The following is a 17,814-nucleotide window of genomic DNA, read 5'->3' as shown; positions in this document are numbered from 1 at the left end:
CTGCCAGTTATAATCTAAGTATCTTTGTTTGCAGTTAAGCCCTTTTCTAACAAGCGAATTCTAAATTTCAACGCCCAAACTCTCGGATTGAATAAACCTTGTCTTAGCATACCGTTTTTTTGAATTCAGTTTCTCAAAATCATAATTTCATGAGGTTTATGTCTGTCCCCCAAAACTCCCTGAGAGTATTAGGCTTGTGTTTTTTTGTTTTCCTGTTGTCAGGAGGTCTGATGGCACAGGATCTTGATATTGAAATCATAACTCCCGACTTCTCTAGTATTTGTGGCCCTGTTAGTTCCTTAGGAATAACGATCACCAATAATGATGATGAAGACGCTGAAGATGTTTTAGCGGAATTTGAAGCGGTTGCCGGTATTACTTTCCTCTCGGCATCTGCTCCGGTAACTCTTAATGGAAATGAGCTGGATATTGGAGACATTGATGAAGGTGAGTCTGTAACGTTCACGGTTGACTATCAGATGGGCTGTGACTTTACGGGAGATGATCTGGAGCTAATCCTGAATATAACTGACGGAGGAGACGGCTCCTTAGAGAGTGATGCCATTCAGATACTGACAGCTGATCTTTCGATTCCTACCAGCACGCCTAATATTTTGGGGGTATACCTCGGGCTTGAATCCTCAGTGACCCCCAGAGTCGTTAATAATGGATTTGGGTCATTGTCTGAGGTGACTTACTGTGTAAGCAACAATCTCGGATACATAGAAGTACAATCCATTCTGGTGGGGACAGTAGATATCACGGCTGGAGGCCCTGCTTTTTCAGCAAACGGTCAGGATTGTTACACGATCACATCCGCAGCACTGCTGAGTGCAGGGCTAGGAGAAACATTTGACCAGGCAGAATCTATTTTTCCACAGGAAAATTGGTTAACGGTTGACTGCTCTCTAGACCCGGATGATATTATGCGTCGGGCACAATTTGGTTGTCAGGGTGATCTGGATTGTCAGGAAAAGCCTCAGGGTGACTACTTAGATACGGGAGTTAGCTTTGACCTGCTGGCACCAAGAATAGAAGCAGAAGTTGTTTCTTCTACCCGGCCAGGCTGTTATGCTGATGAGCCATCGGAAGTGACGCTGAGGCTGACCAATGAAGGAACGGCACCAGCCCTCAATATTGATTACCGGATTTTCACTGATGGAAACGGCGGTAGAGGTATGGTGGTAGACCTCAACTCTATTATGATAGTACGGGAGAGTGACAATTCTGTAGTGAGCAGTACTACAAGGTTCTCAACGTTAGCTACCGATTGTCGTGCTCCGGGTGTTCGGGATGCCGGGCTAACGATGGACAATGCTGATCTTCTTCCTGGCGAAAGCTTACTGATTACCTATCAGGTTACGGCCAGTTGTGATTGTAACTCCTGTGACATCCGAAATAAGTACTGGCACCAATTCCGTATAGAGCAGGTTTTTGACCGCTGTCTTGAAACATTGGGTAATCGTAGAGATTATGTTCCCAACGGTCGTTTTGATGCTTTCATTACCGGGTTTCCGGAAGGCCCGACGTCACTCTTTGCTGATGAAGAAGGCTGTGCCACTTACTACATCACTAATATGCAACTGGACTGGCTGACAGGCAGCTATCCTGATTCAGAGCTGGAGGCGATTTTTATCTTGCCTTGTGGTATTGATTACGTTCCTGGTACTTTTGTCTGGTCGGATCGCGATGGTCAGACCTTTACAGCAGAGAGTGTAGAGTATGTAGACAATAATACACTAGGAGCAGAAGACGAATTACGCGTAACCTTTGCTCCTACGGGAAGGCCGAGCGGTTTTAATTATGCAGGTGGTGGACAATTTGATTTTTGCTTTACCGTAGATTGTAGCGAGAAGCCTGAGCCCGCTTGTGGCAATGCTTATTTTGATGAAGTAATTGACGCACAATTTGATTTTACGGTAGACCCTACCTGTGCAGCATCCTGTTCGACGCAGAAGATCTGGGACCCCCAGGACCTTGGTTTGCGCCTTGTCTGTCCTCCAACCATCACAGGGTGTGAATGTGACGGTATCACATTCACTGATTTTAACATCGAGCGGATTAATTTTGGAATTGCCGATGATAACAACGATCAAATCCCCAGTGGTACGGTTGACCCCACTACGATTGAAACAGACCGCTTCCTTCCGGGAGATACTATTAAAGCTACTCTGGAAGGTATCGTTCGTGATGTCGATGATGATCAGGACTTTACCCATGGTTTTGTTACCTACCCGTTCATTCACCAAAACTTCACGCCACTTTCCGCCCGCGTAGCTATCTATGACGCGAGCGACAATAATACTCTTTATGAGTGTACGGCAGTTCCGGTTACTCCGGATTATGCCAACATGAGGGTCATCGTTGACTACTCCAGGGATGCTCTAAATAACTTTGGATGTGGATTGCCAACGGATTTCCTTTTTGAAGAAGGAGATAGTATTGCCGTTTGCCTGGTGTATACAGAAAAAGATGCCATCACAGATCAGTTCAGGATCATTCGCTATGCACCTAGGTTTTACGTGTCTGATGATGAATTTGGCGTAGGAGGTGTTTTTCAGTGTAACCCTTTGATTGGTCAAATGACTCAGATTGGGTTTACAACCGTTTTTGGAAATACGGAGAGTGACTTTGGCGCTTGTGATCTGCCTGGATGGAGAATGCGCTACGATCGAAATATCGGTGGTGCTTCCGTTGATGAGTTTCCCTATGAAATCAGGCCATTGGGCTTACCGGATAGATTAGTCTTTACCAAGCCGAGTGAGTTTGCCTTCCGTCTTGATGAATGGGATATTTTGATCCAACAGGTCATAACTCCTGCCAATAGTATTGTGGACACAAGAAACCTGGCTAGCCCTTCTATTCCTGTTCAGTACTTTGTTGTTAACGGAGATGAAGTAACCTTCCTGGTGGGCGACTATTTGCGTAGCCTCGGCCTCGCTGAAGTCCCACCGGATGAGGGCTACCGGATTTATTTTTACCCAAGAGTTCAGGGTAACTGTGAGTCTGTTGAAGGAGAGTACGATTATTCCTATCAGTTCTTTGAGTCTGTAGAAGAGAATATCTTCTGTACGGATGAAATTGCGAACGATCTTCGGGAGTATGATTTTGAATACCTGGGAGCCGCTCGTTTGACGGTGGTCTCAGATCAGGACGTTATTCGCCTGTGTAGCGGCAACGACGTCGCTTCTATCCGAATTCTCAACCTGGAAACTCCTTCAGCACAAAATGCTTTCCTGTATCCCCAGGCAACGGGTGATGTATTGATCACCAGAATTGAGGATGCGAATACAGGGAACGAAATTCTGCCGAACGAATTTGGGATCTACGAGCTGGGTAATATTCCAGGTGTCACTGCCCGACCGTTGAACGTCTATTTCACCAAGAACAGTTGTGAAGATGAAACTATAGACTTTGTGGCCGGCTGGGATTGTGAAGGCTATCCGGAGACTATAAATGATGCTACTTGTACGGACCCGTCTACCGTTACACTTTCGAGTGCTAATTCAAACGTAGCCTTGGTTGTAAATGAGCCTGCTCCTTCTGTGAGGAGGTTGATTGATCTTTGTGATCCAGTGCCCTATGAAACGCAGATATTGAGCTCCGACCTGGGCTACGTAAGGGATATGAAGCTGATCATCACTCTACCCGTAGGGCAGTCCTATGAACTGGGGTCTTTGATGTTTTCCAACCCTAGCCCTTCTATTGGTTCTTTTGTCAATGTAATGGATCCATTCGTTATCAGTCCAAGAAAAATCATTATTCTTCTTTCTCGTTATGACGATGTTCTTGCAACTGAAGGTCTAGTAGGTTCCAAAGATCCTGAAAATAGTACCCTTTCTTTTAAATTTAATGCGCTCACGGATTGTGGGGGGGTCTCAGGAGGCAGAGCAACATTCATCCTAACTTCTAAAAACAGTTGTGGAAACGGCATCCGCCCCATACGACGCAGGTCTGGCCGGGTTTTCCTGCGACCATCTGAGCCGACGCTTGATGTCTCTGTTGGACCGACGACACTTAACCTGAATGCCTGTAATGGAGACAGTGAAACGTCGGACGTATCTATTGGTATTAATTCAGGAGATATATCTGATCTTGATTCTATCAGAATGATTTTGCCAGAAGGCATTAACTACGTTCCGGGAAGTTATGTACCTGGTCAAAACGCCGTCCCGGGAACGGATCCAACATTGATCCGGAATCTCCAGGGGGAAACCATTCTTGCCTGGCCTTTCACCAGTGGGTTAAGTGAAGGCGATCAGGTAGATTTTTCTGTGGATGTTATTGCTTCTGATGTAGGTCAGGTTTGTGGCGAAGAAGAAATTCTCGTGCAAGCGTTTGCTACGTTTGAGGACGATTGTGATGGTATGATCTGTAGTGTCTCAGAAGCGAAAGGCGAAGATTCCCAAACTGTCATTATTGAAAAAGCAGATCTTGATTTTAACCTGATTAATGGTTCTATTACGCTCAATCCGGGTGACGGAACGGCTACCGCAGACTTTACGGCAAAACTGACCAATTTCGGGTTCCTGTTGTCTGAAGGAAATACGATCACAGTAGATATTTATGAAGATGTAAATACCAATGGGTCATTTGATGATGGGACTGACACTTACCTTTTTTCCATTGATACAATGATTACTGACCCCGTTGGTCCAGGCCAAATGATTGTTATCAATGATATGGCTACTTTCCCGGCGAGTAATATCTGTACGGTTATTGGCGTCCTTAATCCGGAAACTACTTGTACCTGTACTGAGCTACCTTCCAGCAGCTTCCGACCCGAGATTATCTTCGATTATGAAACGGAGTTTGATGTTTGTAGCGGAGAAGATGTAGTGATCGGACCAATGTCTGTTGCTGGCTATGAATTTGAATGGCTGTCGGTTAACGGCTCTGATTTAGGCAACTTGTCAGACACAGAGAGTACGCCTACACTTTTCACCGCACCGGCGAATAACTCTGGTGCTCCGATAACATTGCAGTATACGCTGCGTACTTCAAATGCTCCTTGTTTTGATGATCAGGTGGTAAGTGTAACCATCGCACCAGCAGTAATGGACGTATTAAACGTTCAGGCGTGTATGGATGCTCCATACGATCTGCCAACGGTTAACGATCCTAATGCCACTAATTTCGTTTGGTCGCCTTCGGCAGGACTTACTATCTCTGCTGACGGTAAATTCGCTACGGTGAATAACGTTAGCACTTCTCAGGTATATACGTTGTCCTATGATATCGGTGGAGGAGGCTGCCCGGCAACATTCTCGGTCAATCTCACCGCCATAAATTGTGGAGGTGCCAACACTGCTCTGGGGGATACAGTTTGGTTCGATTTTAATGAGGATGGATTGCAAGACCCAACAGAGCCCGGAATTGGAATGGTTACTGTCAACTTACTCGATGCCAATACAGGAGCTGTTATCAGTACTACAATGACTGGCCCTGACGGAATGTATCTTTTCGATATGCTCCCCCCTGGTAACTATGCCGTAGAATTTGTTTTGCCTGACGGCTTTGTCTTTACGATGAACGATGCCGCGGGAGATGATGAGAACGACAGCGATGCTGACCCCGTGACGGGGATAACTCCTGCCACTTTCCTTCCTCTTGATGAACAAGACTTTACCATTGATGCAGGCTTCATTCCGGATTGCTCTTTGGAGTTAGAACTGCTTGTTGGTGAGTGCGTACCTGATGGGACGGGGGGTCTGGCCCGCCGTATACAGGTAATTGCTACCTGGGATGGTAACCCCTATACCTATGATCAGTTTGGTGATGGTAATGACATCCTTGAAATTGACTTCAACGGTACGATTACAATGGTAACCATCAGTGAACTGGCCGGTACCCAAACCGTTATAGACGAGTTTTTGGATGCCAGTACACCTGTTACTTATAATGTATCCGCCGCTTTTCAGGAAGCTACGGCTTGTACGGCAACAGTGATGTCCGGTCCTTTTGACCCCTGTCTGGTAGACTTGGCCTTGACGAAGACCGCAAGTACCGTTATGCCAACACCAGGGCCCTATGAATACGGAGACTTGATTTGCATGGATATTACCGTATTCAATCAGGGAGAACAGACGGTTGACAACATTCAGGTACAGGATTCCTTGCCTGCTGGTTTTGCGTTCGACCCGACGAACAGTGTTGATTGGTTTGACATTAGCCCCTACCAATTATTTATCTTCCCTGACCCACTCGCACCAGGAGAATCTGCTGTAGCGACTATCTGTGTTACGCTGGAGATGGTAAGTGGTGACGTTGAATCTTATACCAATGTTGCGGAGATTACATCCTTCACGGATACGATGGGAGTAGACCTTTCAGACTTTGATGAAGACAGTACTCCGGATACAGAGTTTGGCAACGACGCCGGTGGCGAACCGAATACAGGGTCAGACGATTCTGTAATTGGGGATGGCTCCGGTGCACCAGGTGATGGAGATGCTGCAACGGATGAAGATGATAATGACCCCTTCTTTGTTGGCGTCTTTGACCTAGCCTTGGTCAAAATGATTGAAACGGATCCATTCTACGCCATCGGTGATACCATTGAGTATAGCTTTATGGTGGTTAACCAGGGTAATATTCCGGCTGAGAATATTCAGGTGGTTGATTATGTCCCTGATGGCCTGGCTTGGGTGTCCACAAATGAAACTGCTACACCATCATGGTCAGAACCAGGCGCACCCATTGGAATGTTCACTCCTTCCACACTTACGATTCCAGGTACCCTGGCACCAGGGGATACTTTCGAGTTTACGATTCAGTTACAGCTTGCTCCGCAGGGAATGAGAGAAACCTTCCTTCGTACGAACATCGCAGAAATATCTTCCGCAACCGGACCTGGAGGTGTTGCCGTTGTAGATATCGATAGTACGCCTAACAGTGACCCTACGGATGATGCAGGTGGCGTGCCTCTCTCCGATTCTGACAATACTTTTGAAGGTGACGGTACCGGTGACCCTGGTGATACAGATGCAGTCACCGACGAAGACGATGCGGACCCCGAATTGGTCGCTACCGATAGTGTTTCCATTGGTAGCACGGTCTACATAGATCCCAACAATAACGGTATGCAGGAGATGGGTGAATCGGGTATTCCGGGAGTAACTCTGGAACTGTTCCTGGATGCTAACGGCAACATGATGATCGATGCTGGCGAAATGACACCCTTTGCCACAACAGTGACTGATGCTAACGGCGATTATTACTTCGGTATGCTCGTTCCCGGAAACTATCAGGTACAGGTGGCTTCTTCCAACTTTGGAGCGACGGGAGCCCTCTTCGACTATGGAACATCCTCTGGCCCCACCAGTGTAACCGACGACGATGTTGACGGTAACGACGATGGATCACAACCAGGTGGCTCATTCACTACCGTAAGCTCACCGGTGATCAGGCTTATTCCAACGATGGAGCCTACCGTAGCTGACATGGAGGAAACATTCCAGGGCAATACACAGGATGTTGATGCTGGCCAGGACGATTTCAACGGTAACATGACCGTTGACTTTGGATTTGCTGAGAATGTGTCCATCGGTAGTACGGTCTTTGCTGATTACAACAATAACGCGATGCAAGACTCTGGTGAGTCAGGAGTGCCGTTAGTGACTTTAGTTTTGTACTACGATGCTGATAACGATGGTGTAATCAACGGTGCTGAAACCACACCAATTGCAACCACTCAAGCGGATGGTTTAGGAGATTACTTCTTCGGAGGTTTAGCTCCGGGGACCTACCAGGTAGGCATTCTGGCGTCTGAGTTTGCGGGAGGTAGTAGCCTGGAATTCTTACCCATGTCCTCGACCGACATCTCTACTACCGATGAGGACAACAGAGTGGAAGGAGATGATAACGGAGAACAGGATGGCGGTGACGGAACCATTGTTCTTTCTCCTTTAATTGACCTGCAGCCCGGCGAAGAGCTAACTGATGCAATGGGAGAGGACGGACAAGGAACCGAAAAAGACGATGAGGCAGACGCAAGTGGCGATATGACCATCGACTTCGGTTTCGTCTGTAACCTTGAAATCATCTCTGAGGCCGGCCCGTTCCCAATTTGTTCCAACCGATCTCTCCCGCTGGGAGATTTGGCTACCATTAGCCCGTCGAACGTCAACGGAACCTGGTCGACAGCTGGAGATGGCATGTTTCTGGACGCCAATGGTGATGAGGTAGATCCTGCTCGTTACGATGAAGTCGTTTCCTACATGCCAGGCCCGAATGACATCATTGCTGGCCTCGTTGATCTTACCCTAACCACGGATATGGCTGGCGTTTGTCCTCCCGTATCCGCAACTATTCAGGTTCAGGTACTGAACGTGGATTGTGGAGATGTACCATGGGATGGTGATAAGTAATTCGCCAACCTGATATTTTGGCAATAAAAATGCCTTTAGGCCCCGAATGAGCAAGCTGCTCGTTCGGGGCCTTTTTGATTGCTCTTAATTCTCAAAACATTAACTTGTCAGTAAAAACGATCATGTCTAAACAGCACCACTACCAAATCAAAAACGAATGGACGGGGAACCTCGGCTCCGGCACCCTGGATTATCGTGCCTACAAGCGTAATCACCTCATTTCTGCAGAAGGCAAAAACGCAGCGATCGAAGGTTCTTCAGATCCCGGGTTTCGTGGAGACGAAAAGAGATACAACCCCGAAGAGTTATTTGTCTCCAGCCTGTCGGCCTGCCACATGCTCTGGTATCTGCACCTGGCTTCCGTGAACGGCGTTACGGTGCTGGAATATGTCGACCTGGCCGAAGGAACAATGGTAGAGGATGCCGACGGAGCTGGCCGCTTCACCTCCGTTACCCTGCGGCCGAAGATCAGGATTGCCCAGGCGGACAAAGTCGACCTGGCCCGCGAACTCCACCATGAAGCCGGAAAGAAGTGTTTCATTGCAAATTCAGTTAATGTGCCAATCGCCTATGAAGGGGAAATTGCTGTCGCGGAGTGATGGGGATTTAAACGCAGGGGGCGTCCCGGTTTTATTACCCTTCCGCAGGAACCACAAGTGACCAAGAGGGGGAATCGCAGGGACAAGGCACGCTTTGTCCCTGCAAACAATGCCTGTTCGGGCTGTGATTCCTGCGGAACCATTGGCGAAACACCCTTCAGGATTTGATGGACGAGTGCTGAAACCTTGCTCTTGCAAGCTCCCTTCCGCACCTGCGTTCGCGCCAAAATTCTCTTAGAAAGCTACCTGCGTGCGTTGACTGGATGCTTAGGTCAGGAAATGCCATATAGCCCTTTCTGAGGTGTGTACACAAAAAAAGAGGCAACGCTGTTGCCTCCCAATAACCCCAAAAAACCAAATGAAAACTAATTCTTACAATTTAAGACGGTATATTCTACGGCCTGATTGTAGTCCCAAGGTATAATTTATTCTTTTAGAAACAAGCTTTCTATTAACTTTTTTTTAGGATTTGCGAATTTTCGCGAATTATGGCACGGGTATAACCCCATTTTATCCTTCACGCTTTCTCTCTGTCAACCCAATTCATCCCTGCTTGTTACCTTTGTCCTATGTTGATGGCAACTCGAATTATTGACGGCATAATTATTATCGGCGCTTCGCGTCCGTAGGTTGCCGCTGTTGCCACACAGCATGAAAGCTCCGACGGACCCGCTTCCGACGGAGCTTTTTTTTTAGCAGGTAACCAGTTGCAGGTTGCAGGTTGCCCGCTCATCCTATTTCAATCTGCACCTCGCAACCTGCAACCTGCAACTTGAAACCTGCACCCCGCAACCTGCAACTTGAATCTTATACCATGTTCCCCACTTACGATCAGTTAAATCTTCCCGAAGTAGACAAGCAAATCCTGGAATTCTGGGAGAAGCACGATGTGTTTAACCGCAGTATTGAAGAGCGGGATGTGGAGAACTCTTTTGTCTTCTACGAAGGACCGCCGTCCGCCAACGGTATGCCCGGTATCCACCATGTAATGGCCCGGACGATCAAGGATATTTTCTGCCGCTACCAAACCCTGACCGGAAAGCGGGTAGAACGCAAAGGAGGATGGGACACCCACGGCCTGCCCATCGAGCTGAAGGTGGAGTCCGAACTCGGTATCACGAAGGAAGACATCGGTACGAAGATCTCCGTCGACGATTACAACAAGGCTTGTAAGGAAACCGTCATGCGCTTTAAGGGCGTGTGGGATGACATCACCAAAAAGATGGGCTACTGGGTTGATCTGGAAAACCCCTACGTGACCTACGAGAAGGAGTACATGGAGTCCGTCTGGTGGCTGCTCAAGCAGATCTACGACAAGGGCCTCATGTATAAAGGCTACACCATCCAGCCCTACTCTCCGGCGGCGGGTACGGGCCTGAGCTCGCACGAGCTGAATATGCCAGGGGCCTATCAGGACGTAAGCGACACCACGGTGGTCGCTATGTTCAAAACAAAGAAGGAGGCGGCATCGAGCTGGCTGTTTAGCCTGCCGGTAATGGCTCCGCCAGTCGAGGATGAAGATGGTGGCGCTGCCGCAGGTGCCATGGGGAGTCAGGACAGCAATGAGGTACACATCATCGCCTGGACCACCACGCCCTGGACCCTGCCCAGTAACACCGCCCTGACCGTAGGCCCAAAGATCGAATACGTCAAGGTGCGTACCAAAAACCAATATACCGGTGAGGCTAACGACGTCGTGCTGGCCAAAGAGCTCGTCTCCAAATGGTTCGGCGGGCACAACCAGCCAACCATCGAGGCCATCTCGGAGCCCTTCCCCGGAGAAAAACTCGTCGGCATCAGCTACGAGCAACTCCTCGAAGGACCAAGCCCGACGGACGGCGACGCCTTCCGCGTCATCCCAGGAAACTTCGTTACCACCGATGCCGGTACCGGCATCGTCCACACGGCTCCCAGCTTCGGACAAGACGACATGGCCGTCGGCAAAGCCAACGGCATCGGCTCCCTTACCCTGGTGGATAAGCAGGGTAAGTTTACGGACGACGCCGGGCAGTTCGCCGGCCGCTACGTCAAGGATTACAAAAATGATCCGGATTACAAAGACGTCAACGTTGATATCGCCATCCACCTCAAAACGGTAGGCCTGGCCTTCAACGTCGCCAAATACAACCACAGTTACCCGCACTGCTGGCGGACGGACAAGCCCGTGCTCTACTATCCGCTCGACAGCTGGTTCATCAAAGCCAGCGCCGTCAAGGAGCGCATGAGCGCGCTCAACGACACCATCAACTGGCAACCCGAAAGCACCGGTACCGGCCGCTTCGGCAAGTGGCTCGAAAACCTCAACGACTGGAACCTGAGCCGCTCGCGCTATTGGGGCATTCCGCTGCCGATCTGGCGCAGTGAATGTGGGACGGAGGAAGTTTGCATCGGTTCCATCGCTGAGCTACAGACCGCCATCGACCTGGCGAACAAAGAACTGGGCCTGGATCAAAGCGTGCCTAAAGACCTGCACCGTCCCTACATCGACGAGGTGGTGCTATTCCAGAACGGAAAAAAGCTTGTGCGTGAACTTGACCTCATTGACGTCTGGTTTGATTCGGGCTCCATGCCCTACGCCCAGTGGCACTACCCCTTCGAGAACAAGGACAAATTCGACCGGGTGTTCCCGGCTGATTTCATCGCCGAAGGCGTAGATCAAACCCGGGGCTGGTTCTACACCCTGCACGCCATCGGTACGATGGTGTTTGACTCGGTGGCCTATAAAAATGTCGTCTCTAACGGCCTCGTGCTGGACAAAAACGGCAAGAAGATGTCGAAGCGCCTCGGCAACGCCGTCGATCCGTTTGAGACTATCGACACCTACGGCGCAGACGCTACCCGCTGGTACATGATCAGCAACGCCAACCCCTGGGATAACCTGAAATTCAATGAAGAAGGTATCCAGGAAGTCCGCCGTGTCTTCTTCGGCACGCTGCACAATACGTACAGCTTCCTGGCGCTTTACGCCAACATCGACAATTACGACCCCGCAGATTCGGCGAACAGCCTGAAGTGGAAAGACTACCCGGAGATTGACCGTTGGATTCTCTCACGACTCAATACTCTGACCAAGGAGGTGACCGCGCTCTACGAAGCCTATGACGCCACGCCCGCCTGCCGGGCGATTGAGAACTTCGTGAACGCGGAGCTGTCCAACTGGTACGTGCGGCAGTGCCGCCGCCGCTTCTGGAAGGGCGAGATGACGACGGACAAGCGTGCGGCCTACAACACGCTCTATGGCTGTTTGCTGCAGGTGGCACGCTTGATGTCGCCGGTGGCTCCTTTCTATGCGGAGCAGTTGTACCAGAATTTGAAGGGCGCAGCCGCAGGTGCAAGCAATGTTGAAGGAGCCATGGCCAACTCCGTCCACCTTGACATCCTGCCGGGCGTAGACGAGAGCCAGATCGACAAAGACCTGGAAACCCGGATGAGCTACGCTCAGCGCATCAGCTCGCTGACGCTGAGCTTGCGTAAGGCCGATAATCTCCGCGTCCGCCAGCCGCTACAGAAAATCCTGGTGCCGGCGACCGATGCCGATTTCCAGAACCACGTTACGGCCGTGGCGGACATCATCAAGAGCGAAACGAACATCAAGGAAGTCGAATTCCTGACGGATGGCGACTTCCTTAAAAAGAGCCTCAAGCCTAACTTCCGTGTCCTCGGTAAAAAGGTGGGTAAGCGGATGAAGGACGTTGCCGCCCTGATTGGCGCCAATGCGGACGCCGTGATCAAAGGCATCGAATCTGCTGGCGAGGCGACTTTGTCATTGGATGGCGAGGATCTCATCCTCACCGCCGAAGACGTCCTGATCGCTACCGAAGACATCCCCGGCTGGAAGGTTGCTTCCGACGGTGAGATCACCGTCGCGCTCGACGTTACGGTCACTCCGGAGCTTGCTAAAGAAGGCTTGGCCCGCGAGCTCGTCAACCGCATCCAGAACATCCGTAAGGACCTCGACTTTGAGGTGACGGACCGCATCCGCGTCCGACTCCAGGGCTCCTCTGCCGTTGAGGAAGCCGCTACGGCCTTCAAAGCTTACATCTCCACGGAAGTACTGGCTGACAGCCTGGTACTGGACGGTGACGTTGACGGTGAGGCGTTGGAGTTGCCGGGGGAGGAGACGGCTACGCTGGCGGTGAGTAGGGTGTAAGCTTTCTGGTTGAGACGCTGTGCGTCGAAAACGGCCTTCGACGCATAGCGTCTCAACCAAAGAATAAACATCTTCGGTATGAATTTTCTTCCCTACTGCCTGACTACGTTAAGCACCATCATTTTTGGATTAGTAGCAGCCTACTTTATGCCAGTTTTTGGCTGGTTGATATTTTGTTGGCAATGCGGAACGAAGGAGACCAATCAATGGCTCTTCTGGCCAATGGCCTTTCTGCTGGCTTTAGGGCCCTGCTATTTATTTTCGAAGCTTCCAGGTAAATTCGGAGGAGAAAATTTAAAGTTGTCTGCTGGCGTCCTTCTTGTTTTAATGATTGGTCTTAGCTTAGTGGTCACGCTTAATTAGCATATTTCATGCTCCTCCTCCAATCCTCCGCCCGCCCGCAGGGCGACACCTTCCACGTTGCCCAAAAACTGGCCGCAGAGTTGGAGGCGGAGCACATTGACCTGCTCGATTACAAGATCTATCCCTTCAGCTACGAGCAGGAGTATCCGGCAGATGATGACTTTCTGCGGCTGATCGAGACAAAGGTGCTGCTTCACGAGCAAATCATTTTCGCCAGCCCTGTCTACTGGTACAGCATGTCCGGACCGCTGAAGATATTTTTTGACCGTCTGAGTGATCTGCTCAAGAGCCGGAAGGAGTTGGGCCGGCAGCTACGGGGCAAGCAAATGTCCGTCCTCTCCGTTGGTAACGACGAGGAAATTAATGCATCCTTTTACGAGGCCTTTCGTCTTTCAGCTGAATACCTGGGCATGGACTACGGACCCGTCTGGCACGGCTGGCTGGACACCACGGGCTCCGCCCGTGTACGGACGCAGCAGATTCCACCTGCTGAGGAACTATGAGGAAGAGTCGTGGTTTAATAACCAATTGAGAGAATGATGTATTCTCATCGAGCGGAGCGCGTGGTGGCCGGCAGACACTGCTCCTACAACCCTATCTTGCACCTGCGTACGCGCCCACTAAAGACCAAATCACACCACCATGTTACTAAGATGTTCCACCTTTTTTCTGTTGCTGGCCCTTTTCGCCTGCAACGCTGACACCGATTCCGTAGCCCAAAGCAAATTCTCCATCCCCTTCGAGAAGTTTGAGCTGGACAACGGCCTCGACGTCATTTTTCACATCGACCGCTCGGATCCGGTAGTGGCCGTAGCTCTCACGGCCCACGTAGGCTCCGCCCGCGAGAAACAGGGCCGAACGGGTTTTGCCCACCTCTTCGAACACCTCCTCTTTCTGGAGTCCGAGAACCTCGGTAAGGGCGGCCTGGACGCCATGAGCGCCCGCATCGGTGGCTCCGGTGCCAACGGCAGCACGAGCCGCGACCGGACAAACTACTTCCAGACCGTCCCGAAGGATGCACTGGAAAAAATGATCTGGGCGGAAGCTGATAAGCTCGGCTGGTTCATCAATACCGTTACCGAGCCGGTACTTGCTAAGGAGAAACAAGTCGTGAAAAATGAAAAGCGGCAGAGTGTGGACAATCGCCCCTACGGCCACAACAGCTACGCGATCGGTAAAAATCTTTACCCCAAAGACCATCCCTACAACTGGCAGGTGATCGGTTCTCTGGAAGACCTTGACGCCGCTACGCTCGACGATGTAAAGGAGTTCTTCCGCCGCTGGTACGTACCCAATAACGTGACGCTGACGATTGCGGGTGACTTTGATCCCGGACAGGCAAGAGAATGGGTGGAGAAATATTTTAACGAAATTCCGGAAGGAGAGGAAGTAAAACAGATGGAAAAACGCCCCGGCCAGTTGACCGAAGTCATCAGCGTTTATCACGAAGACAACTTTGCGCGTGTACCGCAACTGACGATGGTGTGGCCCACTGTAGAGCAGTACCACCCGGATGCTTATGCGCTTGACGTACTGTTTGAATCAATGGCTGATGGTAAAGAAGCTCCGCTGAATGAAATACTGGTGGACGAAAAGAAGATAGCCTCCGGCGCTACCTTCTACGGGGATAACAGTGAGCTGGCCGGTACGGCCTACCTTCAGGTGCGTGCCTTCGCCGGCACGCCGTTGGATTCCGTCCGCTCCGCCATCGAAACGGCTTTCGCCCGCTTTGAGGCCGAAGGTATCTCGGAAGCAGCCCTCGCCCGGATCAAAGCCGGGCAGGAAACGGGGTTCTACAACGGCCTTTCCAGCGTTTTGGGCAAGGGCTTTAACCTGGCGCAGTACAACATCTTTGCCGGAGACCCGGGCTTTGTGGAGAAAGACATCGAAAACATTCTGGCGGTGACTACGGCGGATGTACGTCGGGTTTACGATCAGTACATCAAGGGGAAGCCTTACGTTGCCACTAGCTTCGTGCCAAAGGGTAAGCAGGCGCTGGCTTTAGCCGGAGCTACCAAAGCCGAAGTGGTAGAGGAAAAGATTGAGATCGGTGCTGAAGAAGAATTTGACGCCAGTATCGTGGCGGAGTACGAGCCAACGCCCTCTTCCTTTGACCGTTCTTCGGAGCCGGAGTATGGCGCAGCAATCAAGACGGCCACGCCGGAAATCTGGAAAGAGGTATTGCCCAACGGGCTGAAAGTGTCCGGGATTGAGAATACGGAAGTGCCGCTGGTGCGCTTCAACCTGGTAATAGACGGCGGCCAGCTGCTGGAGAGCCTCGATAAGCCCGGGGTGGCCAATCTGCTGGGAGACCTGATGACCCGGGGAACAAAAAACGAGACCACGGCGGAATTGGAATCCGCCATCCAGCAACTGGGCGCCAGGGTCAATGTTTTTGCTACTACGGAGGGCATTCGGGTGAGCGGAAATACGCTGGCCCGTAATTATGAGGCGACGATGGACCTGGTCACCGAAATTATGCTAGAACCCCGTTGGGATGAGGAAGAGTTGGAGATCCTCCGGCAGGCTACCCTTAGCCAGATCGATCAGCAGGCGGCCCAACCCAATGTCATTGCCAGTATGGCTTACAACCGTTTGATCTATGGTGAAGACAACATCCGGGGGCAGCCGTTTATCGGTACGAAAGAATCGGTAGCGTCCATTACGATGGACGACCTGAAAGCTTATTACGAGAACTACCTCTCCCCGTCGGTAGCCAGCATCTACGTAGTGGGGGATTTAAACCAGGCGCAGGTGCTGGCAGGTATGGAGGAACTGAAGACCGGATGGGCTGCCAAAGCGGTTACCTTCCCCGAATGGCCGATACCTTCTCCGCCGGATGCGGCAAAAGTTTATTTCTATGACGTTCCCGGGGCTAAGCAGTCCGTCCTTCGCATCGGTGCACCCTCCCTGACGGCGGTAGATGCGGATTACTACCCGGCGGAAGTAATGAACTATATCCTGGGGGGCGGGAGCTTCGCCTCCCGCCTGACCCAGGAACTACGCGAAGGGAAAGGGTATACCTACGGCATTGGTTCTGGCTTTGATGGCAGTAAGGACGTAGGTGATTTCATGATCAGCAGTGGTGTGCGCAGCAACGTTACCCTGGAGGCTACGCAGGCCATAAAAAAAATCCTGGAGGACTATCCGGAAACCTTCTCTGAGACGGACCTGGAGACTACCCGAAGCTACATGATCAAGAGTAACGCCCGTGCCTTTGAAACCTCGGGCGCTAAGCTGAATCTGCTGGAGAACGTCGGTAGCTATGGCTGGTCACCTGATTACGTGAAGGAACGGGAAGACGTTGTCCGAAACATGAGTGTGGGAGATATCCGTAAACTGGCAGAGCAGTACGTGCGGCCCGGCGAGATGATCTGGTTGGTCGTTGGCGATGCCGCCACGCAGCTGGATCGCATGAAGGAGCTGGGGTATGGAGAGGCGGTGAAGTTGAACTAAGAACTTCACTCACGATGAGCACCCGTGTTTATAATAACAAACATGGCTCATCCCGGAGTTTGGGCAGCCTTTTCTGTGTTTTCTCGGATGGAACCTGGTTCGGTCGGTATAAAAAAGCGATCAGCGGACAGCATTCAGAGCCGTTTTGCCTGAATGCTGTCCGCTGATCGCTAAAAATCCTATTTTTTGCCAGAAAACACCGTCATCTAATCCGAAAATTAGGGATGACTCATGTTTGTTATTGGGGGTAATTAAAAGTTGACTATCGCTCCAGCACCATTTCGGTGTCTACATCAACGGAGACGGTCAGGCCGAAGAAGGGGTCCATGATGGTTTCAGAGGCGTTGCCTACGAGCTCGAGGCTGCTACCCATGACGTAGCTCCTGACCGTAAATACCGTGGGGGATTCCGTGTCCGAATCATCTCCAGCGTCAATACCCGTCATGGAAAGCTGGCTATTGGTTACGCTGTAGGTGCCACTACCGATACCGTCATCGTAGGTTTCCATTTCGGTTGTGTCTGATGACATAATGGTAATATCATACTGGCCGGCGGAGGACCAGGTGCCATCAGCCGCAAAAGTTACCACTACAGTACTGTTAGCGATTTCACTGGAGCCACTTTCGTCGCCCAGGCCAGCGATGCTAACTTCGAAGTCGTTGTTTAACTCAATGAGGTTCCAGTCGCCAACGACGTTTTCCTGTGTGAGCTCCACGGCATCTGAGTCGTCATCTCCGCCACAAGCGGTGAACAAAAGCAGGCAAAGCGGGAGCATTAAAAGGGATAAATTACGCATAGTAATTGTGGTGTTTATTGGTAGAGCAGCTCAGGTAAAAACAGGGGCTGAGGCTACCGTTTATTGATAAGGTGAGCCCAA

At 50.8% G+C, this 17,814-nt stretch carries 7 protein-coding genes; 6 read left to right on the top strand and 1 reads right to left on the bottom strand.

The window, feature by feature from the left end:
* Nucleotides 1-158 precede the first annotated feature (158 nt).
* From BM123_RS10625 to BM123_RS10600, 6 genes are all read left to right on the top strand, one after another.
* Nucleotides 159-8,369 (top strand): SdrD B-like domain-containing protein, encoded by an 8,211-nt coding sequence (locus BM123_RS10625; protein ID WP_175489325.1) that lies wholly within the window; start codon nt 159-161, stop codon nt 8,367-8,369.
* A gap of 122 nt (nt 8,370-8,491) precedes the next feature.
* Nucleotides 8,492-8,968 carry an OsmC family protein gene (locus tag BM123_RS10620; RefSeq protein WP_090168103.1) on the top strand — a complete coding sequence of 159 codons (477 nt, stop codon included), beginning with the start codon at nt 8,492-8,494 and terminating at the stop codon, nt 8,966-8,968.
* Nucleotides 8,969-9,782: 814 nt separating this feature from the next.
* Nucleotides 9,783-13,118, top strand: coding sequence for an isoleucine--tRNA ligase (ileS, locus tag BM123_RS10615; RefSeq protein ID WP_090168101.1), 3,336 nt, complete (start codon nt 9,783-9,785; stop codon nt 13,116-13,118).
* Nucleotides 13,119-13,196: 78 nt separating this feature from the next.
* Nucleotides 13,197-13,481 (top strand): hypothetical protein, encoded by a 285-nt coding sequence (locus tag BM123_RS10610; protein WP_090168099.1) that lies wholly within the window; start codon nt 13,197-13,199, stop codon nt 13,479-13,481.
* An 8-nt stretch (nt 13,482-13,489) separates the two neighbouring features.
* A complete protein-coding gene (locus tag BM123_RS10605; RefSeq protein WP_090168097.1) occupies nt 13,490-13,984 on the top strand; it encodes a flavodoxin family protein in 495 nt (164 codons plus the stop codon).
* Between the two features lie 139 nt (nt 13,985-14,123).
* Nucleotides 14,124-16,937: a M16 family metallopeptidase gene (locus BM123_RS10600; protein WP_090168095.1), complete on the top strand. Its 2,814-nt coding sequence runs from the start codon at nt 14,124-14,126 to the stop codon at nt 16,935-16,937.
* Between the two features lie 262 nt (nt 16,938-17,199).
* On the opposite strand, the gene BM123_RS10595 is transcribed toward BM123_RS10600, so the two are convergent.
* Nucleotides 17,200-17,733 (bottom strand): hypothetical protein, encoded by a 534-nt coding sequence (locus BM123_RS10595; protein WP_139211842.1) that lies wholly within the window; start codon nt 17,731-17,733, stop codon nt 17,200-17,202.
* Nucleotides 17,734-17,814: the final 81 nt, after the last annotated feature.

Source organism: Neolewinella agarilytica (assembly GCF_900110645.1).
GTDB lineage: Bacteria > Bacteroidota > Bacteroidia > Chitinophagales > Saprospiraceae > Neolewinella > Neolewinella agarilytica.
The sequence above is the reverse complement of the archived record's forward strand: the minus strand, read 5'-3'. Positions and strand labels throughout refer to the sequence as shown.